The following is a 20,324-nucleotide window of genomic DNA, read 5'->3' on the forward strand; positions in this document are numbered from 1 at the left end:
GCCAAGCGATGAGCAAGGGCAGGCTCGAGGCGTTCAGCGACGGCGTCATCGCCATCATCATCACCATCATGGTGCTGGAAATGAAAGTGCCACACGGCACCGATCCTGCCGCGCTCCGGCCCCTGGTCCCGGTGTTCCTGAGTTACGTGCTGAGCTACGTCATCGTCGGCATCTACTGGAACAATCATCACCACCTGCTGCACGCGGCCCGGCAGGTAAACGGCCGGGTGCTGTGGGCCAACCTCCTGCTGCTGTTCTGGCTCTCGCTGTTCCCCTTCTGCACCGGCTGGATGGGCGAGAACCACTTCGCCTCGCTGCCGACGGCGGTGTACGGGGTCGTGCTACTGATGGCGGCGTACTCCTATCTGGTGCTGCAGAGCGCGATCGTCGCCATCGACGGGCCGTCGTCGCAGCTGGCCAAGGCGGTCGGCGCCGACCGGAAAGGCCTGGTGTCGCGGCTCATGTATATGGCGGGAATCGTGGTGGCGTTCGTCCGTCCGTGGATCGCGTGGGCGCTCTACGTCGCGGTGGCGCTGCTCTGGTTCGTGCCGGACCGGCGGATCGAGCGGGTCCTGAGGGGTGAGGAGGCGGGCGGCTGAGCGAGACCCGTACGGAACCCTTGTTCGTCGCCAAGCGGCGCTTCGATCCTGGCGCGGGCGAGCGCTGGATGCGCTACATCGCCTGGTCCGGACTCACTCAGCTTTCCGAGGTCGTGTCACTCGACGAGATCCTCTGCCCCACCGTGCCGGAGACGCTCACCGCGGCGGACTGGGAGCACAACGTCCATGCTGACTATCAGACCTCGTACTTCCGCTCGCTGCCTTATCTGCGCCAGCGGGTCGCGGGTGAACCGGACCTCAACCTCCTGGCCGTGCTCCAGAACCCATCGGCCGCAGAGCTCGAGCGCACCCTCCTGCCCGGTTTTCGATTCGTCGGATTCGATCTGCTCGATGTTCACGGCGATGTAAGCGCGCTGACCAACTGCGGAGGCTACGACGAGCTGTTCGCGGGAGGGGAGCTTTCGGATCAAGGGCTGCTGTCGGACCTGGAGCGAGCCTACGAGATTCAACGCGGGCTGCGGGCGCTGATTCCGCAATCACACGCGGACTGTGATGTGTGGGGGGTATGGAGACAGGGTGAGGCAAGGTGGGGCAAGGTGGGGCAGGGTGACTGAGGCGACGGCATTTCCCCTGCCTCACCCTGCCCCACCTTGCCTCACCCTGTCACCTTCTCTCACCTGCCCGCCGCACCGGCTGGACCACTATGATCCGCCTGGTGACCAGCGGCGAGGGGTATCCCCACCAGGCGCTGTAGCCTCCCCACCCAGGCCACCCGTAGGGGTGGTATGGGTACAGTACGCGCACATAGTGCGGCGCCGAGACCGTGTAGACGGCGAGGTCGTAGTCGAAATGCGCGCTGGGCGCCCGCATGTCGTCGACGATACTCATGAGCTGGGCCTCGGCGTCATCCGAGCGCTGCCCTTCTGCCGAGAGTGCATCCAGGTCCCATCGTCCGTCCTTCACGTAGCGGTCGAAGGTAAACGGCGTCTTCGACCAGGCCGCGAGCACGGTGCCCTGCCCGGAGGTACCTTCGGCCACGAACGCCTCGCGGTCACCGCGACCCTTCAGTTCTACCTTCTTCCCGCCACTCACGTGCTGGTCTCCGTCGGGATCGACTGGCGAAAGTACCCGCACCTGTCCATTCAGGCCCGCTCGCAGCACGACCATATATCCGCTCTCGGCCGCGCGGGCGTACACCTTGGCACGGTCACCGTAGGCGAAGTCGCCGGCGGAGCTGTACCAGACACGAATCGGGGGGTCCTGCTTCGCGGACGGGGAGACGAGTCCTGCAGTCGAGGCCAGCAACAACAGTGATGTCAGCATATGACGCTCCAGCAACTCCATTCGATTGTGTATCGGGGGTACACCACGGAGCTGGGGAACGTTGGGGGACGGAAGGTGGGGCAAGGTGAGGCAAGGTGGGGCAGGGTGACGGGCCCCTTGCCGCACCTTGCCCCACCCTGCCTCACCCTGCCTCACCCTGCCTCACCTTGCCCCACCTTCTAAAAGCTGACCTTCAGAATCCTCCCCTCCGTCCCCACCAGCCACCCCGCCTTGTGCCCGGCGAACGCGACCGCCCAGAAGTCGTGGACGCCGGGCAGAGTGGACCAGGACGCGCCTTCGTCGGGAGACCAGGCGGCGCCGGCAGGTCCGGTAGCCACCACCGTCCGCTGGCCGAAGTCGGGGACGTAGCTCAGTCCATAGACCGCGCCGGGAAACGGCGTGCCCGCGGCCAGCGTCCAGGTCTTTCCACCATCCTTCGACACCGCCACGTTGTCGGACAGAGCGTTCGGCGCGCCCAGGTCGCCGCCGGCAACGATCCCGCGGAATGGATCGCGGAATGCAATGCTGAAACCGCCGGATCCCGGGGTCCCTTGCACGATGGGCGTATCGTACGCGGCCCAGCTATCGCCGCCATCGGTGGTAGCGAGGACGCGCGACTTGGTCGCGCCACCGGTCACGATCCACGCCCGCTTGCCACCCTGTGCGGCGACGCAGGTCCCGCTCGAGGCGAACCCCGCCTCGGCCGGCTGCGCGGCCGGAAGCCGGTCGCCGATGTCCTGCCAGGTCTCGCCATCCGTGGTGCGGCGCACGGGGAAGCGGCCGTCGACCGCGTCGCTGAACACCAGCGCACGCTTGGGCGTCCAGAAGGCGAAGCAGTCGTAGAAAGCCAGGGGAATCTGGTTCTGGAACTGGAGGTCCCAGGTGCCCCCGCCGTCTTCCGTCTTGTAGATCCGCGAATCCGTGCCGTTGCCGATCGATAGCACATAGGCCGCCCGGGCACTGAGGCCTTCGACGTCGCGGAAATCGACGGCCTCTGCCCCCGGCACCACACCGGCCCGCCAGGTGTTGCCGCCGTCCGTGGTGAGGGTGAAGGTCCCATGGGCGCCCGCAGCCCAGGCCACCCGTGCATTGACGGGGCTGATCGCCACCAGCTGGTTGGTCGTGCCGCTCTGCTGCGGCGTGAGGGTAGGACCGCCCTTGGCCTTCTTAGCAGCCACGAGCGAGTCGGGAGAGGGATCGGAGGCATCGGAACAGGCAACGGTGACGCCGCCAGTCAGCCCGGCCACCGCGAGGGACAGCGAAAGGGAGCGTAGCATGTGAGGTCTCCGAGAGAGAGTCATCCGGAGGAGCCTGGGCACACTATCGCAGCCCGCTGGCGTCCGCAAGTTGTGCTGCCGCTCAGTGGCTGAGCTGCGTGAGCACCAGATGCGCCGTGCCTCCCTGCACGTCCTGCTCCTTTACCTGCCCGATGCCCGGGCAGTAGAACTTGACCTCTCTCACTCCCGGCTCCAGCGGGGTGAACTCCTCGGTCTCGATGCAATGGTTGAACGAGCCATACGGCACCGACACCTTGAGTCCCAGATGGAGCACCCGCGCCATGTCCTCGGCGACACCGGGCGCGAACTCCTGCTGCATGCTCTGGCCCACATGGGGGTGCGCGGACATGATGATGCCGGGCTTCGCGCCGTTCTTCCCGGCTTCCCAGGAGCCCTCGGTGCTGACGACCTCACCGTCCTCGATCTCCCGCGAGTCCTCCCCGAAGTACCAGACGTTGCCCTTCTTGTCCTGGGCGTACCAGTCAAAGGTCTGCTCGGTGAGGGAGCCGCTCTGATAGACCCGATCCAGCACGACGGTGACGTTGACGCCGAGAATGGTCTTCTGCTGGTGGGTGACCACGGTGACGTCCCGCTCGGGCTCACCGTCCTCTTCGCCGACATACACGAAGCGGGTACCCGGCAGCCAGGGCAGGTACTTGTTGTCGACCACATCCACGAAATCGGCGGGATCGAATTGGGACTTCGATGCCGCGGGCTGGAGGTCGGGTGCTGGGGTGTCGGCAGGGAGATCGGCCGGTTGGGTCGGCTCGTTCCGGTCACAGGCGAGTATGAGAGCAGCGGTCAGGGCGGCCACGAGCGATGGAACTGATTGGCGACGCATGATCGGGGCTCCTTCGTCCCAGAGACGTACGGTGGGTGCCTTCTGTCTAGTGGAACCCACAGAGCATCCGTCTTGTGACAGCTCAAGGCGGACGCTGCCGGGCGGCTTACGGTGTCGGCTGGTCGAGCGGCACGAGGTAGCGGCCTTTGCTATCTGCCGGATATCGGGTCTCCACGCCGGACGCCGTCACCAGCAGCACCCGGCGATCGCCCACTCGGATCTCGACAGACGGAGCAGCGCGCGGAATCAGGATCTCGAATTGGCCGGGCGGCCCTCGATGCACGACCGCCAGGCGATCCACCTCGGAGGTGAAGACCGTCGTGCCGCCCTGCGCGCGGACCACGACGTCGGCCCCATCGGTCAGGGAGACCGTGGCCCACCCGCCGGATCGCTCGAAGGCGAACCCGATGGTGAGCCGTTCCCCCGGCGCCACCGCGATGCCTGCCTGCGCTCCTCCCGTCCCCGGCCGCGGAACCCCAGACCCCGGCTGCCTGGTGGACCCTCCGAGCCACGCCACGATGTGCTGCAGCACGCCGCGGAAGGGCGAGCCGGGCGCCGCGTAGGCGACCCCGATCGCGGTGAGCGTCAGGAATACGGCCGCTGCCAGTCGCTCCCATCCCGCGCGTCGGCGCCGGCCCCGCGCCGCGACCGACTCGACCGTCACCGGCGGCAGCGTGTGGTCCATTTGGCGCAGCCGCTCGAGGACCCAGGCCTCCTCCCGCTCAGCCAGGGCGACTCTGGACCGGCACTCCTCACACCCCGCGAGATGATCGCGCGCCAGAGTTCCGTCCGTCGGCGACGTCTCCCCGTGCAGCAGCCGCTGAACCTGTTCCTCGTCAAGGTGCATCGGATTCGCTCCCATACGCTTCGCGGAACTGCCGCTTGGCCCGGGCCAGGAGCGTTCCGATGCTGGACTCGTTCAGCTCCAGCGCCGCCGCGATGTCCCGGTACCGGTAGCCCTCCGCGTGGAGCAGCAGCATCCGTCGCTCCCGCTCGGGCAGCTGGTCGATCGCGAGCCGCACGCGCTCGCTCGACTCACCGGCATCCGCGGCCTGCGCCGGCGTCGGCGGCGGGTCCGCCAGGACCGACTCGGCACGCGCCGCCGTGAGCAGCCGGCGGCGGCGCGCACCGGTGGACCTCACGTTTCGGAAGAGGTTCAGGGCCACGGTGATCAGCCAGAGCTCCGGCCGGTCCGGCATCGCCCCCCGGCGGTGCAGCCGGACGAACGCCTCCTGCGCCAGGTCGGCGGCAAGCTCCGGCTCACCCGACACCCGGTCCAGGTACCGGAACAATCGGGGGAACTCCGCCTCGAACAACGCCACGAAGCGCTCCGGAAAGGGGAGTGTCATCTGGAGATGGAGCCGGTGATCCGCTCGGGTTGTGACAGCGTGGGCGTCGCGGGTCAGAATCGCCAGTCGAGGCCGGCCACGAGCGGTCCGAACGGCCGCATCTCGACCGGCGCGCTTTGGCCAGTGGCCGGATCGGTCGCGAACGCCAGCACGTTGGTGCGGCCCAGCAGGTTGCTGACGGCGCCAAAGACAGCCAGCATCACGTCCCGGCCCCCCAGGTTCACATGCCAGTGCTTGCGAACACTCAGGTCGAGTCGGACATAGGCCGGAAGACGGCTGTGGCCCAGCGCACCCGTGCTTCGGGGACTGCCACCGAACTCACATCCACGGTCGAGCAGGTTGCAGGACTCCCATTCGAACGCTCCGGCGATGCCGGTTGCCGAACGCCCGATGGCACCCGTGGCGGCCAGCCGAATCGATGAGGTCGCCGACGGGAAGATGACCGCCCCCAGCTCGAAGAGGTGACTGGTCCCGTACTCCGGCGTGTAGCTCGAGTCGGCGTGCTCCAGGCGAATCCGCTGCCAGCCATAGCTCGCGAGCAGCCCGTAGCGGGTTCCGGCCTGCACCGCATCGATCGAGAATCCCCGCGCGATACCTGAGCCGGTGGCGAAGCCGGAGGTGGCGAACGGTTCCGCCGTTCGCGGCGCCACCAGCACGAGTCCGGCATACTCGCTCAGATACGCCTGCACGCCCAGCCGGATTCCGGCGCGCGGCCGGTAGTCGAGCGCGAGCACGCCTCGGTCGCTGCGGGCAACCGGAACGCCGGGAGCACCGGCACCGATGTAGAGGTCGGCGGGGAAGACGTTGCCGACCACCGACTCCGAGTTCCGAAGAGACTGGGAGAACTGATGCGCTCGCGCGTAGGTCGCAGTCAGCAGCAGGGCGGCTGACGGACGCCAGCGGAGCGCGGTCTGCGGGTTGAGGCGGACCCCGCCAGCGGCCGCGGTGGCGGAGAGGGCGAGATTGCCGGTGAGTCGGCGTCCGAGCGCGCGCTGGTGCTGGAGAAACACCGTCCCCGTCGGCGTCTCGGCGCGCAGCGCGAGGCCGGAGCTCGCACCGGTCACGGGCTCGACGCGATAACTGGTCCGGCTCGCCTGGATCCGGAGACCCCCAGCGCTGATCGCTGATCCCGCGCGCCGCTCGACTACGCCGAGGAGCCCCAGATCCCGCCGCTCGGCCGCCAGTACGATCACCGACGCGCTGTCCGGAGCCCACATCGCGTCGGCCTCGCCCCAGGCACCCCAGGCCTGGATTCGGATCTCCGCGCTTCCCGCGGCACCGGTCCAGCCGGCGCCCATGGACCGGCTGTGCCAGCGGAAGCTGTTACGCAGAGGCGCCACGCGCACCGAATCCGGCGCGGCCGCCGCGGCATCGATCCGGTTCCCGCTGTCATAGAGCAGCAGGTGGACCCGGCCGCCGAGCAGCGGGCTCTCCAGCTTACTCACCAGGTCCCGAGTCTGGCCTCTTACATAGGAAGGATCACGGTGCGGAGCCACCAGCTCAGGAAAGCCGCCCCGGGCGCTCACCAGGTAACCCGCGCCTCCCCCGCCGATCGGTCCGTCGAAAGCGACATGCGCCTGCGTAGTGCTCACGCCTCCCTGACCCCGAACCACCGGGCCCGGTGTGCGGGTCACCGCGGCCACGGTGCCGGCAAGCGCATCGGGAAAGACCGGCGATGGCGAAGACGACGAGGCCTCCAGGCGCTCGAGCGCGTCCGGATTCCACGCGCTGAAGGTCCCGGCGCTGTGGTAGGGGCTGAAGACCGGAATTCCGTCGAGCAGGTAGCCGGTCTGGTCGGAGGCGGCGCCCCGGAGATGAACGCCACTGGGAGACTCGGGGCTCGCGCCGATCTCGCCACCACTCAGGGCCAGGAGCCCATCGGGCTCCGAGAGGCGGGGATCGTTCCGCACGGCTGCCATCGAGACACTGCGGTCGGGGAAGGAGGCGGTGTCGCCGACGTCGAGGCCCCGGAGTGACACCCTCGAGCGCACCACGATGGCCGGCAGCTGCATCGGCGCCGGCCGGAGCGCGATGTTGATCTCCAGCTCGCCCTCTGCCGGGACCAGTGCATCGAGCGTCCGTGGCGCGTAGCCGACCCGGCGAACCGTGAGGTGCTGCGGCCCGGGCGGCACGGCGAGGAACCGGTACCGCCCGCCGGCATCCGAGATGACCGAGCGGTCCAGGTCGGCGAGCGCTACGGTGGCCTGGGCGAGCGGCTCACCGCTCTCCCCGTCCCGGACGGTGCCGGTGACCGCCGGCTGCGTCACCTGGAGCACCAGGAGCATCTCGACCGCGGCCAGAACAGCCATGCCCGCTCAAGATTGAAATGACCCTACATCCCCCTCCACCGCCGAGTATGGGTGCCGCAGCTTGACGGCCTCCTCCCGCACCCGCTTGGCCCGGAGATTCAGCAGCTCGACCCCCACCGAGAACGCCATCGCAAAGTAGATGTAGCCCTTGGGAATGTGCCGGTCCAGCCCCTCCGCGATCAGCGCGACGCCGATCAGCAGCAGAAAGCTCAGGGCCAGCATCTTCACCGTCGGATGCCGCTCCACGAAGTCGCCGATCGACCGGGCGAAGATGAACATGAACCCTACGGCCAGCACCACGGCGGCGATCATGACGCCGAGCTCGTCCACCATGCCGACCGCCGTAATGACCGAGTCGAGCGAGAAGACCACGTCGAGCAGCATGATCTGAACGAGCACCGCGCCGAGCCTGGGCGCCACTTTGGCCGAGGCCTGGCCCTCCTCGCCCTCGAGCTTGTCGTGAATCTCCCGGGTGCTCTTCCACATGAGGAAGAGTCCGCCCACGATCAGCACCAGGTCGCGCCCGGAGATCTCGTGGTTGACGACGGTGAACAGTGGGCTGGTAAGCCGCGCGATCCAGGTGAGCGACAGGAGCAGCAGGATGCGCATCATCATCGCCAGGCCGAGGCCCAGGCGGCGCGCCCGTCCCTGCTGCTCGCGCGGCAGCTTCCCCGCGAGCACGGAGATGAAGACCACGTTGTCGATGCCGAGCACGATCTCCAGCACGACCAGCGTGAGGAACCCCACCCACGCCGCTGGATCGGTGATCCAGCTCATGCGCGCGGCGACAGCGGCACGTACACCTCTCCACCGCGTGCCCTGAACTCCGCCGACTTGGCTTCCATCTCCGCCGCGTAGTCGCGGACGTCCTGGGTGATCTTCATCGAGCAGAACTTCGGCCCGCACATGGAGCAGAAGTGCGCCACCTTGGCCCCCTCGGCCGGGAGCGTCTCGTCGTGATAGGCGCGGGCGGTGACCGGATCGAGCGCGAGGTTGAACTGGTCCTCCCAACGGAACTCGAAGCGGGCCTTGCTCAGCGCGTCGTCCCACTGGCGGGCGCGAGGATGTCCCTTGGCCAGGTCGGCGGCGTGCGCGGCGATCTTGTAGGCGATCACTCCCGCCTTGACGTCGTCGCGGTCCGGCAGGCCGAGGTGCTCCTTCGGGGTGACGTAGCAGAGCATGGCGGTGCCGTACCAGCCGATCATCGCGGCGCCGATGGCGCTGGTGATGTGATCGTAGCCCGGTGCGATGTCGGTGGTGAGCGGACCGAGCGTGTAGAACGGCGCCTCCTGACACCACTCGAGCTGCTTCTCCATGTTCTCCTTGATGAGGTGCATGGGGATGTGACCCGGCCCCTCGTTCATCACCTGCACCCCGTGCTCCCAGGCGATCTGGTTGAGCTCGCCCTGGGTCTTGAGCTCGGCGAACTGCGCCTCGTCGTTCGCGTCGGCGATGCTGCCGGGCCGGAGCCCGTCACCCAGCGAGAAGCTCACATCGTACACCGCCATGATCTCGCAGATCTCGGCGAACCGGGTATAGAGGAAGCTTTCCTGGTGGTGGGCCAGGCACCACTTGGCCATGATCGAGCCACCGCGGGAGACGATGCCGGTCACCCGGTTGGCGGTGAGCGGGATGTAGCGGAGCAGCACGCCGGCGTGGACGGTGAAGTAGTCCACCCCCTGCTCCGCCTGCTCGATCAGCGTGTCGCGATAGACCTCCCAGGTCAGATCTTCCGCCGCGCCGCCCACCTTCTCCAGCGCCTGGTAGATCGGCACCGTCCCGATCGGGACCGCGGAGTTGCGGACGATCCACTCTCGGGTCTCGTGAATGTTCCTGCCGGTGGAGAGATCCATCACCGTGTCCGCGCCCCAGAGCGTGGCCCAGCGGAGCTTCTCGACTTCATCCTCGATCGAGGATCGCACGGCGGAGTTGCCGATGTTGGCGTTGATCTTCACGTGGAAGGCGCGGCCGATGACCATCGGCTCGAGCTCGGAATGGTTGATGTTGGCCGGGATGATCGCCCGGCCTCGCGCCACCTCGCTCCGGACCAGCTCGGGAGCCATGCCCTCGCGCAACGCGGCGAACTCCATCTCTTCCGTGATCTCGCCGCGGCGGGCGTACTGAAGCTGGGTGAGTGGTCCGCGGCCCCGCAGCACCTGGCGGCGGAGCCCTTCGGGTATGAGCGACGGGTTGCCCGCGGTGCGACGGCCGGTGTTTTCGATATCGCGGCCCAGGATCCATCCGCGGCGGGGCGTCGGGAGGCCCTGGCGCACGTCGAAGTGTTGCGGGCCGCTGCTGTCGTAGACCCGGAGCGGCGGCTCGCCGCCGGAGAGAGCGATCTCGCGGAAGGGAACCCGGATGCTCCGGCTTCCCTCGACGTACACCTTGGTTGAGTTCGGGAACGCCTGCTCGAGACCCGACACCGGAGTCGGTGGGGCGGGCTTGGCGGATCGGGGCCGACGTCGGGGGGTGCGGGTGGCCATTGCTGTCGCTCCAAAGTGGCGGCGAGGAGCACAGCGCTGGCGGAGCTTCGCGGGCGCCGCGCTCCCTTCGCCGGTATGAGCCGGATCAGGTTCCAAGGGTGATTTCTCAATGGGGCCGACCGCACCCCATACCCCTGGCGGCACAGGAACGTTAAACCGGTCGTGGAGGGAGTAGAAGAGGAAGTATTGGAGGAGGCACCTCCCAGTGTTCGCTCGTATCCAGGTCAGCAACCTCGACAAGGGACGAATGAGCCACGATCTTATGAGCGAAACCAAACATCCATGGCCCATGCGAGGTAGCAGATAGCCGACGAGCGTGAGCGCCTCACTACGGCTCTTGCCGACCGCTACCGCCTTGAGCGAGAGCTCGGCCGGGGAGGCATGGCCACTGTGTATCTCGCCGAGGACCCTAAGCATCGCCGCAAGGTCGCGGTCAAGGTGCTGCGGGCGGAGCTCGCCGCCGCGCTGGGACCGGAGCGGTTCCTACGGGAGATCGAGATCGCCGCCGGCCTGCATCATCCCCACATCCTGCCGTTGTACGACTCGGGCGAAGCGGAGGGATTCCTCTTCTACGTCATGCCCTTTGTGGACGGCGAGTCGCTCCGGGACCGCCTGACCCGCGAAAGGCAACTCCCCCTCGACGACGCGCTCCAGATCGCCCGCGAGGTCGCCGACGCGCTGAGCTTCGCCCACCGCCACGGCGTGGTGCACCGGGACATCAAGCCGGAGAACGTGCTGCTGGAATCCGGACACGCGGTGGTGGCGGATTTCGGGATTGCCCGGGTGATATCGGCCACCGGGAGCGAGAGACTGACCGAGAAGGGGATCGCGGTCGGGACGCCCGCATACATGAGTCCCGAGCAGGCCTTCGGAGAGGAACACCTCGACGGTCGGAGCGACATTTACGCCCTGGGGTGCGTGCTGTACGAGATGCTGGGAGGTGACCCACCGTTCACCGGCTCGAGCGCCCAGGCCATCCTGGCGCGCAAGATGGTGGACCAGATCCCCAACCTGCGCACCGTCCGTGAGATGGTGCCGTTCACCGTCGAGCGGGCCGTGAGGAAGGCGCTGGCCCGCCTGCCGGCCGATCGGTTCGCCACCGCGACTCAGTTTGCTGAGGCGTTGAAAGAGAACGCTGCCCCCGAATCTGCTACGGCGGAGTGGACCAGCCAGACACTGCTCACGTCGATTGCCGTCTTGCCTTTCGTCTTTCTGAGCGATGGTGACAACACCAGGGCGCTGTCACTGGGCTTTGCGGATGCGCTCATTACGATCTTCGGCAACTTGGAGGACGTGATCGTCGCGCCGACGTCGGCGATCCTGAACTACGCCTCGGGTGCCGACCCGGCCCAGGTCTGCCGCGATCTCGGGGTCCGCCACATCCTCCAGGGAACGGTCCAGCAGTTCGGGTCTCAATGGCGGGTCTCGATCCAGCTGTTCGATGCGGCGACGCACAAGGCCACGCTGTCCGAGAAACATGATTTCACCCTGGACGGCGTGTTCGAGGTCCAGGATGAAATTGGGCGCAGGGTCGTGGAATCCCTGCAGACCCGGTTTCCTCTGGCGGTGCCGAAGTCGCGTGATCGATACAGCAGTGACCAGGACGCCTACAACGAATACATGGCGGGCTTGCGAGAGAGCACACCTGATCGGCAAGACACGCTGCGGAGCGCCGCGGAGCATCTGTCCAGGGCCGTCGAGCGCGACCCTGGCTTTGCGTTGGCGCATGCCATGCTGGCCCTTGTCTCGATGGACATGCACTTTCACTTCGACTCGCAGCGCACCTGGATCCAACAGGCGGAGGATCACTGCCGCCGGGCCTTGGCACTCGACCCGGCACTGCCGGAGGGACACCTGGCGCGGGCCTGGATCCTGTGGAGCCCGGCGAAGAACTTCCAGCACTCGGATGCTATCGCCGCGCTGGAGCGGGTGTTGGCCGCACGGCCAAATCTTGAGCGGGCCCACAATCGGATGTCGGGCATTTGTCTCCATATCGGACGGCTCCCCGAAGCGCTGCTGGCCCACCAGCAGAGTCAGCGCTCGAATCCCAAGACCCGGAGCGGGAACGCCGAGTGGTTCTATATCTTGAGTGGGGACTTCGCGCGGGCCGAAGAGGCAGTGGAGGCTTGGTTCCGAGAACGCCCGGAAAGCTCCTACGTGCTCGGTACTCGCATCTACCCTCCGCTGTTGAGTGGAGACCTGGAGCTTGCCGAGGACCGGCTGACTGCGGCTTTGCGACAACTACCCGACGAGCCCTGGGTTGTCACGTTTCAAGGTATGCTGTACGCCCGGCGGCGCGAGAGCGACCTCGCCCTGCAGTGTGTTCGTCGTGCACTCGATTCCCCGCGCTCCTTCGGCCACACGCACCACACCTACTACAACATCGCCTGTATTCACGCGGTGCTGGGGGAAACGGACACCGCAATGGCGTGGATGGAGCGCAGCGTAGAAACGGGGTTTGCCTGCTGGCCTTTCTTCCGGCTCGATCCCTATCTCGAAAGCCTGCGGGAGAAGCCCGCATTCCAACGGCTGGTCGGCGAGCTCGAGGAGACCTACACCGCTCTCAAGATCCGACGGCTGTAGCGATCGGCGCTGGCCCGACTCAGACGCTGTAGAACTCCCAGGCAATCCCGTCCGGATCCTTGAACCCGACGTAGCGTTTCCCCAGCGCCTCATCCAGCTTGATGCCGGTGTTCTCGACGCCCGCTGCCGTCAACGCACCAGCCACCCGTTTCAGTTCCAGTTCGTCGGCACATCCCAACGCGACGTGGTCGAGCCCGACCCGAAACGGATTGAAGCGATCGCCTGGCGGGGTATTCGCCGCCGGACCGCGGACGCCTACTGCCGTGCCCCCGGCGGCGAAGAGAAACACCTCCGGAAAGTCGAGCAGAACTGGAAAGCCGAGGGTTTCCGTGTAGAACTGCTTGGCACGCGCGAAATCCCTGACTCGCAAACCTACGTGGTGAATACCAGGCGTCTGTGGTTTGATGCTCATATACCTCCTCCTCAGGATACATTATCGGATCGGCGTGCGATCGCCGACCCTCGCCAGCACCGCTCGAAGCGCCTCGATGAATCGCTCGAGCTCCGTTTCTCCCAGCGCGGTCGAGATCGTGCCCACGCCCCGCGGGTCGATCAGCACGCCTTCGTTGTGGAGCCCGAGAAAGATCCGGTGCCGGAGCGCCGTATCCACGTCGAGCGTATCCCGGAAGTCCCGCACCGGATGGCCGGTCAGGTGAATGCCGAAGAGCGAGCCGAGCCCGGTGATCTCCGCCGCGACCCCCGCTTCGGCGAACGCGCCGCGCATCCTGCCGCGCAGTGACTCGCCGCGGCGGTTGATCGTCTCGATCGCGTCGCGGGTCAGGAGCTCCAACGTGGCGATCCCCGCGGCCAGGCTGATGGGATTCGCGTTGAGGCTCCCGGGGTGCGGAATGCCGGGGCGGCCCGCGCTCGGGTCGAAGAGTGCCATGACGTCCTGCCGTCCGCCGAACGCGCCGAGCGGGAAGCCACCGCCGATCAGCTTCCCCAGGATGGTAAGATCGGGTACCACCCCGAAGTGCTCCTCCCCGCCTCCGTAGGCCACCCGGAAGCTCACCACCTCGTCGAAGATCAGCAGGACGCCCAGGCGGCGAGTCACCTCGCGCAGCGTCTCCAGATAGCCCCGCTCGGCCGGGATCATGCCGGCTGAGCCGAGCACCGGCTCGACCAGCACGGCGGCGAGCCGGTGGTGCTCAGCCTCGATCACCCGCGCGGCGGCGGCGCCGTCGTTGAACGGGATCACCACCACGTTCTCCAGTGTCCTCGGCGCGAGGCCCAGCGCGCTCGGCTGCGAGCGCGGGCGCGAGCGTTCACCGGCGTCCGGGCCGGTCGGATGAGTGCTCACCAATGCATCGTCCGAGGTACCGTGATAACCGCCTTCGACCTTGGCCACCTTGGGCCGGCCGGTAAAGGCGCGGGCCGCCCGGATGACGTTGGCTGCCGCCTCGGTGCCCGAGCTGGTGAACCGCACCCGCTCCACCGAACCGATGCGCTCGACGAGCATCCGCGCGAGCCGCACCTGCGGCTCGGTCGGCCCGGGAAAGCAGGTGCCCCGCTCGAGCTGCCGCTCAACCGCCCCGAGCACGTGCGGGTGCCCGTACCCGAGCGCCAGCGCCGAGTGGTTGCCGGTGAAGTCGATCAGCTCGTTGCCGTCCAGATCGAACAGCCGGCAGCCCTCCCCCCGGTCCATGACGGCTGGATAGGGAGAGTAGAAGAGCGGACTCCTCGAATCGCCGCCGGGCAGGTAGCGGCGAGCCTCGATGTAGCAGCGCTCCGAGGCGGGCGTCCGGCGGCGGTAGCGCTCCTCCTCGACTCCGAGGGAGGCAGGACTGGATAGAGGCATGACGATTCCTATACCGGCCGGCGGCTCCGACGCAAGAACCGGCTCGGTCAGGCCCGCCGGGGGCGAGCTCTTCGGCCCCTTCGTTCGCCTCAGCACGCTGGGAGCACCTCGGCGAGGTCATGAAGTCCGAGGTGCGATCCGCTCAACAGCAGAACGGTGCTCCCCCCGCGATAGCGCGGGCCCGCACCGAGCAGCGCCGCCACCGGCAGCGCCGCCGCTCCCTCGATCAGCAGCGAATGCCGCTCCAGGATCAGCCGCACCGCCGCCCGAAGCTCGGGCTCCTGGACCGTCACCCACTCGTCCACGCAGCGCTGGCAGACCGGGAAGGTGATCGCGCCCGGCTCCACCAGGCCGAGGGTGGCGTCCGAGAGCGATGGGCCGGAGGGCAGCTCCACGATGCGACCGGCGGCGACGCTGGCGGCAAGCACCGGCGATGCCGCCGGCTGGCAGCCAACGACCCGGATGGCCGGACGCTCCGCCTTGAGCATTGCCCCAACCCCGGCGATCAGGCCCCCGCCGCCCGCGGGCACCAGCACGGTGTCCACCCCCTCCAGGTCCCGCAGCAGCTCGATCGCGATGGTGCCCTGGCCGCCGATCACCTGGGGGTCGTTGTATGGCGAGACGAACACTCTGCCAGTGTCGGACGCCTGCGTCCGCGCGAGGGTCTCCACCCGACCCGGATCGGCGTCCACCAGGCGGAGTTCGGCTCCGCGGCTCCGGAGCGCCTCGAGCTTGAGGGGGGAGGCCGTGCTCGGCAGGAAGATCTCGCCCCGGATGCCGAGCAGCCCGAGCGCGTGCGCCATGGCGAGCGCATGATTGCCGGTGGACGCGGTGACCACTCCCGCCGCCCGCTCCTCCTCGGTGAGGGAGAGCAGCTTGTTGAACGCGCCGCGCGCCTTGAAGGAGCCGGTGACCTGGAGGTTCTCCAGCTTGAGGTAGACCGGGCTTCCGGCGGCGGCGCTCAGCGTGGGGGAGTGCTCGAGCGGCGTCTCGCGCACGAACCCGCGGATGCGGGATTTCGCCAGGGTGACCTCGCGCACGACGTCGGCAGGGGAGAACTCGATCGCAGGCATCAGGCCTCCTGGAGTGCGCGCCCCGAGGGCTGTGGCGGCCGCCCGTGTTGACAACCTTCCCATGGAGCGGTAACCTACCCTCATGAGCCTCCGTTGCACGCTCGTCCCTGAACTCGCCTCGCCCGCCGCCACGCGCGCGGGTGCCATGGCGTGTTGTTGTATGGCCACTCTCCACACTTACGGGACGACCTAGCGGCTCGCGTTTCACACGCATTTCCATGCCAAGCCCGCAGGTACCGTCCTGCGGGCTTTTTCTTTTTTGCTACCTCGAGCTGGAGCGGACATGTCCGTGGAGACGCTTGAGACACCGATGGTGGGAGAAGACGCGCCGCCGGAACAGATCGTGGCCTGGATGCTGGACCACTTCGCCGACCGCAACCTGGTGCTCACCACCTCGTTCGGGATGGAGGGCTGCGCGCTGATCGACATGGTGGCGCGGCACGGCGGCACGATCCCGGTCATCTATCTCGATACCAAGTTTCTCTTCCCGGAGACCTATCGGCTGCGGGACATCATGGTCGCGCGCTATTCCCAGCTCCGCTTCGAGAACCGCGGAAGCTCGCTCTCACCCGACCAGCAGGCCGCCCAGTACGGGCCCGAGCTCTGGCGCCGGAATGCCGACGCCTGCTGCCGCCTGCGCAAGGTCGAGCCGATGCGCCAGGCCCTCGCCGGCGTGGACGTGTGGGTGACCGGCCTGATGCGGAGCCAGTCAGCCTCCCGCGCCGCCATCCGGGTGGTCGAATGGGACTGGCAGTACCAACTGATCAAGGTCAACCCGCTCGCCGGGTGGGACCGCCAGCGGGTGTGGGATTACATCAGGCAGCACGACGTGCCCTACAACGAGCTGCACGAGCGGGGCTACCCATCGATCGGCTGCACCCACTGCACCATCGCGGTGCTGGGTGCGTCGCCGACCCATTACTCCCGCGCCGGCCGCTGGTCCGGGACCAGCAAGACCGAGTGCGGGCTCCACACCAACGGCCTCGAGCTGGTCAGGAAGGAGGCCTGATGACCCCTAGAGTCACCGCGGAATCGAAGGTCGAGGTCGCCAAGCGGGAGGGGAGACATCTTCGCGGCACCATCGGGGAGACGCTCGCCTCCGAGGCCGCCCGCTTCGGCGAGGACGACGTCAGCCTGCTCAAGTTTCACGGGACGTATCAGCAGGACGACCGCGACCTCCGCCGGGCGCGGGAGACCGCCGGCGAGGGCAAGGCCTACAGCTTCATGGTGCGGGTCGCCATTCCCGCTGGCGCCGTCACCGCCGAGCAGTACCTCGGTCTGGAGGAGATCGCCGACCAGCATGGCAACTACACCCTCCGGGTCACTACCCGCCAGGGATTTCAGTTCCACGGCGTCCTCAAGGGCGACCTCAAGGCCACCATCGCGGGGGTGAACCAGAAGCTGCTCACTACCATCGCCGCCTGCGGCGACGTGGAGCGCAACGTGATGGGCTGTTCCGCACCGTTGGGCGACGCCGATCACGCGGCCGTCCGCGAGGTGGCGAGTGCGATCGCCCGCGAGCTCCGCCCCGCCACCCGCGCCTACCACGAGATCTGGCTGGACGGCGAGAAACAGATCTCCACCGAAGAGGAGGAGCCGTTCTACGGCGACCGCTACCTGCCGCGGAAGTTCAAGACCGCGGTGGGCCTGTCGAACGACAACTGCGTCGACATCTGGTCTCAGGACGTCGGACTGCTCGCCATCGTCTCCGATGGCCGGCTGCAGGGATTCAACCTCCTGGTGGGCGGCGGGCTCGGCATGACCCACAACAAGGGCGATACCGCTGCCCGACTGGCCGAGCCCCTCGGCTTCGTGCCGATCCTCAACGGGGTCGAGGCGGTGCGCATCGTGGCGGCCATTTTCCGCGATCACGGCAACCGGGCCGACCGGCGGCACGCGCGGCTCAAGTACCTGCTCGCGGAGTGGGGCATTCAGCGGTTCAGGGAAGAGTTCCAGCGGCGTGCCTCGTTCCGGCTCGGCCCCGCGGTGGCGCTCCCTCCGCTGCCGTTCCACGATCATCTCGGCCGGCACCGGCAGAACGACGGACGCTTGTTCTATGGCGTCTTCATTCAGAGCGGGCGCATCGTGGACACGCCGGGTCACGCGCTCAAGACGGCGTTGCACGAGATTGTCACCCGGCTCCGGCCGGGCGTGCGGCTGACGGGGCAGCAGAACCTGCTGCTCACCGATCTCGACGCGGATGGTATCGAGACGGTGGCGCGGATCCTCCAGGCCCACGGCGTGGCGCTGCCGACCGCGCTCTCCGCGGCGCGTCGCTTCTCCATGGCCTGCCCCGCGCTCCCGACCTGCGGCCTGGCGGTGGCCGAGTCGGAGCGCGCCATCCCCGGCATTCTCGACGAGTTCGAGGCGGAGCTCGACGTATTGGGCCTGCGGGATGCCCCGATCACCATCCGGATGACCGGCTGCCCCAACGGCTGCGCGCGGCCCTACACGGCGGACCTCGCCTTCGTCGGCCGCTCGCTGGGCCTTTACAACGTCTACGTGGGCGGCGGCCTGGCCGGCGACCGCCTGGTCGACCTCTACCGGGCGGATGTGCCCCAGGAGGCGCTGCTCGCTGCCGTCCGGCCGCTGCTGGTGCGCTGGGCCGCGGAGCGGGCCCAGGGGGAAGGCCTGGGCGACTTCTACCAGCGGTTGATGGGCCTCCGTGCCCGGCGCACCACCCTGACCGGCCGGGAGCTGCCGACCATCGACCGGATCCCGGTCGAGGTGGCGCGATGAGCGGACGCGCCCTGGTCCTGGCAGCCCACGGGTCGCGGCGGGATCCGGCCGCCAACGCACTGGTGCGCCGGATGGCGGAGGCGCTCCGCGGGCGCCGGCTGTTCGACGAGGTCGCGGTGGCGTTTCACCAGGGTGAACCGGGATTCGATACTGTGCTCGACGAGCTGACGGCCGACGAGGTCACCGTGGTGCCGTTCCTCACCAGCGCGGGGCACTATAGCGATGTCGTCCTGCCGGAGGGGCTTGCGCGTAACCGGCGATACACCGAGATCCGGCTGAGCCGCACCCCGCCGGTCGGGAGCCATCGGGGTATCGCCCCGCTGGTGGCCCGCCGGGTCACTGAGCTCCTTCGGGAGCAGCAGGCCGACCGCTCCCAGGTCTCGCTGGTGCTGGTGGGCCACGGCACCCGGCGGCACCCCGAGAGCACCACATCCACTCACGCTCTGGCGGAGACCCTCCGGAGGCGGCGGGTTGCCGGCGAGGTGCTGGCGGCGTTTCTGGACGATGATCCACCGGTGGACGAGGTGTTGCACCGGACCCGGATGCCCAATGTGATCGCGCTGCCGTTCCTGATCGGCGGCGGAATCCACGCGCTGGAGGACCTCCCGCACCGGCTCGGTCTGCCCGACGGTGGGGTGCCCCGGCGCGGCCGGGTCGGCTCCCGCCTCGTCCTGGTCGACGCGGCCATCGGCGAGAATCCCGGACTGGAGGAGATCGTCGTCGACCTCGCCCGCCGGCACGCTCCGCCGCCGCCGCCACGATCTCGCGGGCGTCCCGGCCGCCCGGCGCACCGCGTCTCCGGGGAGGTGCACCTGGTGGGCGGTGGTCCGGGAGATCCCGGCCTGATTACCTCGCGCGGTCTCGAGCTGCTGCGGCGGGCTGACGTGGTGGTACACGACCGGCTGGTGGCGCCCGAGCTGCTGAACGAAACCCGGGCCGGCGTCGAGCTGATCGACGTGGGCAAGGGCGCCGGCCTCGCGCCCTACTCGCAGCAGGAGATCAACACGCTCCTGGTGGCCCACGCCCGGCTCGGCCGGACCGTGGTGCGGCTCAAGGGCGGCGACCCGTTCGTCTTCGGGCGAGGGAGCGAGGAGGCCTCGGCCTGTCGGCAGGCCGGCGTGAAGGTCTACGTCGTTCCGGGCGTTTCAAGCGCCATCGCCGGACCGGCGGCCGCCGGCATACCGGTCACGGCGCGGGGGCTGGCCCGCTCGTTCGCGGTGGTCACTGGGCACCAGGCAGGTCCGGACGATGAGACGTTCGATCTCCGCGGCCTTGCCGCCGTGGACACCCTGGTGGTGCTGATGGGACGTGCGTCGCTCGCTCGTCTGACGGCACAACTGATGGAGGCGGGGCGTGACCCGGACACGCCGGCGGCGTGCATCCAATCGGCCACCACGCCCGAGCAGCGGGTGACCCGGGCTACGCTGGCAACCATCGCGGATGCGGCGGACCGCGAGGGGCTGGAGGCGCCGCTGGTCACGGTGATCGGTGCCGTGGCAGCGCTGGACGACGCGCCGGCCTGGGCCGCCGAATCAACCGGCGGCGCGCGGACTCGCCTGGGTGCGGGCTGAGCGCGTTTCGAGCAAGCCAGGGCGCGTGGATCTGCTGCAGAATCGGGCGAATTGTCGCGCCGTCCGCGACCCGAGATATGCTGTATCCGGGCTCATGATTCCCTCTTCAACCCACGGTTCCAGCCCAGGGCGGCATAGAGCGGGCAGTGGCCCGTGAGTGCGGTACCCAGGGGAATCAAGCCCACCAGCGTCAGATAACGCCATGGGGGAGTCAGTGCTCCGTACAAGCCCAGGAGCAGCACGCCGAGAATAAGCCGCGCCAGCCGCTCCATGTTGCGGCTCATCGGGCCCTCCTACAGTGGAATGGTGAGCACCGCGCACGGCGCGGTGTGGGACACCCGCCGGGCGGTGCTCCCCGCCTCGATCACGCCGGCTGGTCCACCACGATGACAGCCCAGCACCAGCACGTCGGGCGGAC

At 68.2% G+C, this 20,324-nt stretch carries 18 protein-coding genes and 1 riboswitch; of the genes, 6 read left to right on the forward strand and 12 right to left on the reverse strand.

The genetic code is table 11. The features are described from left to right. Nucleotides 1–8: 8 nt before the first annotated feature. Both VHR41_04550 and VHR41_04555 read left to right on the forward strand, forming a co-directional pair. Nucleotides 9–599 (forward strand): TMEM175 family protein, encoded by a 591-nt coding sequence (locus VHR41_04550; GenBank protein ID HEX3233440.1) that lies wholly within the window; start codon nucleotides 9–11, stop codon nucleotides 597–599. Between the two features lie 20 nt (nucleotides 600–619). Beyond that, nucleotides 620–1,174, forward strand: a complete 555-nt coding sequence (locus VHR41_04555) for a hypothetical protein (GenBank protein ID HEX3233441.1) — start codon at nucleotides 620–622, stop codon at nucleotides 1,172–1,174. A 49-nt stretch (nucleotides 1,175–1,223) separates the two neighbouring features. Here VHR41_04555 and VHR41_04560 read toward each other — a convergent pair whose 3' ends face one another. From VHR41_04560 to thiC, 8 genes are all read right to left on the reverse strand, one after another. Continuing rightward, nucleotides 1,224–1,883: a DUF4384 domain-containing protein gene (locus VHR41_04560; protein ID HEX3233442.1), complete on the reverse strand. Its 660-nt coding sequence runs from the start codon at nucleotides 1,881–1,883 to the stop codon at nucleotides 1,224–1,226. Nucleotides 1,884–2,062: 179 nt separating this feature from the next. Further along, complete coding sequence (locus VHR41_04565) at nucleotides 2,063–3,160, reverse strand: hypothetical protein (GenBank protein HEX3233443.1); 1,098 nt, start codon at nucleotides 3,158–3,160, stop codon at nucleotides 2,063–2,065. A gap of 82 nt (nucleotides 3,161–3,242) precedes the next feature. Next, the gene (locus VHR41_04570; GenBank protein HEX3233444.1) at nucleotides 3,243–4,001 is read right to left on the reverse strand and encodes a hypothetical protein; all 759 of its coding nucleotides are present in this window, start codon (nucleotides 3,999–4,001) and stop codon (nucleotides 3,243–3,245) included. Between the two features lie 106 nt (nucleotides 4,002–4,107). Then, nucleotides 4,108–4,848 (reverse strand): hypothetical protein, encoded by a 741-nt coding sequence (locus tag VHR41_04575; GenBank protein HEX3233445.1) that lies wholly within the window; start codon nucleotides 4,846–4,848, stop codon nucleotides 4,108–4,110. Further along, the gene (locus VHR41_04580; GenBank protein ID HEX3233446.1) at nucleotides 4,838–5,350 is read right to left on the reverse strand and encodes a sigma-70 family RNA polymerase sigma factor; all 513 of its coding nucleotides are present in this window, start codon (nucleotides 5,348–5,350) and stop codon (nucleotides 4,838–4,840) included. The genes VHR41_04575 and VHR41_04580 overlap by 11 nt, the downstream gene beginning before the upstream one ends. A gap of 53 nt (nucleotides 5,351–5,403) precedes the next feature. Beyond that, on the reverse strand, nucleotides 5,404–7,659 hold the full coding sequence (locus tag VHR41_04585; protein HEX3233447.1) for a TonB-dependent receptor: 2,256 nt from the start codon (nucleotides 7,657–7,659) through the stop codon (nucleotides 5,404–5,406). A gap of 6 nt (nucleotides 7,660–7,665) precedes the next feature. Then, entirely contained in the window at nucleotides 7,666–8,436 is a 771-nt protein-coding gene (locus VHR41_04590) for a TerC family protein (GenBank protein HEX3233448.1), read from the reverse strand. After that, nucleotides 8,433–10,142, reverse strand: coding sequence for a phosphomethylpyrimidine synthase ThiC (gene thiC / locus VHR41_04595; GenBank protein HEX3233449.1), 1,710 nt, complete (start codon nucleotides 10,140–10,142; stop codon nucleotides 8,433–8,435). Before thiC ends, VHR41_04590 begins: the two co-directional genes overlap by 4 nt. A 44-nt stretch (nucleotides 10,143–10,186) precedes the next feature. Further along, nucleotides 10,187–10,288: riboswitch (TPP riboswitch) on the reverse strand. Between the two features lie 157 nt (nucleotides 10,289–10,445). Between thiC and VHR41_04600 the strand changes: the two genes are divergently transcribed. Further along, nucleotides 10,446–12,725: a protein kinase gene (locus VHR41_04600; protein HEX3233450.1), complete on the forward strand. Its 2,280-nt coding sequence runs from the start codon at nucleotides 10,446–10,448 to the stop codon at nucleotides 12,723–12,725. A gap of 19 nt (nucleotides 12,726–12,744) precedes the next feature. Here the strand turns inward: VHR41_04600 and VHR41_04605 are convergent, their stop codons facing one another. The 3 genes from VHR41_04605 to VHR41_04615 all read right to left on the reverse strand — a co-directional run bounded on the left by VHR41_04605 (nucleotide 12,745) and on the right by VHR41_04615 (nucleotide 15,596). Next, the gene (locus VHR41_04605; protein HEX3233451.1) at nucleotides 12,745–13,137 is read right to left on the reverse strand and encodes a VOC family protein; all 393 of its coding nucleotides are present in this window, start codon (nucleotides 13,135–13,137) and stop codon (nucleotides 12,745–12,747) included. Between the two features lie 21 nt (nucleotides 13,138–13,158). Beyond that, a complete protein-coding gene (locus VHR41_04610) occupies nucleotides 13,159–14,523 on the reverse strand; it encodes an aspartate aminotransferase family protein (protein HEX3233452.1) in 1,365 nt (454 codons plus the stop codon). Nucleotides 14,524–14,612: 89 nt separating this feature from the next. Continuing rightward, on the reverse strand, nucleotides 14,613–15,596 hold the full coding sequence (locus VHR41_04615) for a threonine/serine dehydratase (GenBank protein HEX3233453.1): 984 nt from the start codon (nucleotides 15,594–15,596) through the stop codon (nucleotides 14,613–14,615). 283 nt (nucleotides 15,597–15,879) lie between these two features. On the opposite strand from VHR41_04615, the gene VHR41_04620 reads away from it, so the two are divergent. The 3 genes from VHR41_04620 to cobA are packed head-to-tail and all read left to right on the forward strand — an operon-like array spanning nucleotide 15,880 to nucleotide 19,906. Beyond that, nucleotides 15,880–16,605 carry a phosphoadenylyl-sulfate reductase gene (locus VHR41_04620; protein HEX3233454.1) on the forward strand — a complete coding sequence of 242 codons (726 nt, stop codon included), beginning with the start codon at nucleotides 15,880–15,882 and terminating at the stop codon, nucleotides 16,603–16,605. Further along, the gene (locus VHR41_04625) at nucleotides 16,605–18,335 is read left to right on the forward strand and encodes an NADPH-dependent assimilatory sulfite reductase hemoprotein subunit (GenBank protein ID HEX3233455.1); all 1,731 of its coding nucleotides are present in this window, start codon (nucleotides 16,605–16,607) and stop codon (nucleotides 18,333–18,335) included. Before VHR41_04620 ends, VHR41_04625 begins: the two co-directional genes overlap by 1 nt. Next, complete coding sequence (gene cobA, locus VHR41_04630; GenBank protein ID HEX3233456.1) at nucleotides 18,332–19,906, forward strand: uroporphyrinogen-III C-methyltransferase; 1,575 nt, start codon at nucleotides 18,332–18,334, stop codon at nucleotides 19,904–19,906. The genes VHR41_04625 and cobA overlap by 4 nt, the downstream gene beginning before the upstream one ends. Nucleotides 19,907–19,998: 92 nt before the next feature. Here the strand turns inward: cobA and VHR41_04635 are convergent, their stop codons facing one another. Next, a complete protein-coding gene (locus tag VHR41_04635; GenBank protein HEX3233457.1) occupies nucleotides 19,999–20,190 on the reverse strand; it encodes a DUF2892 domain-containing protein in 192 nt (63 codons plus the stop codon). Nucleotides 20,191–20,324: the final 134 nt, after the last annotated feature.

The sequence above is a fragment of the Gemmatimonadales bacterium genome (assembly GCA_036265815.1).
Lineage (GTDB): Bacteria > Gemmatimonadota > Gemmatimonadetes > Gemmatimonadales > GWC2-71-9 > CAVVWJ01.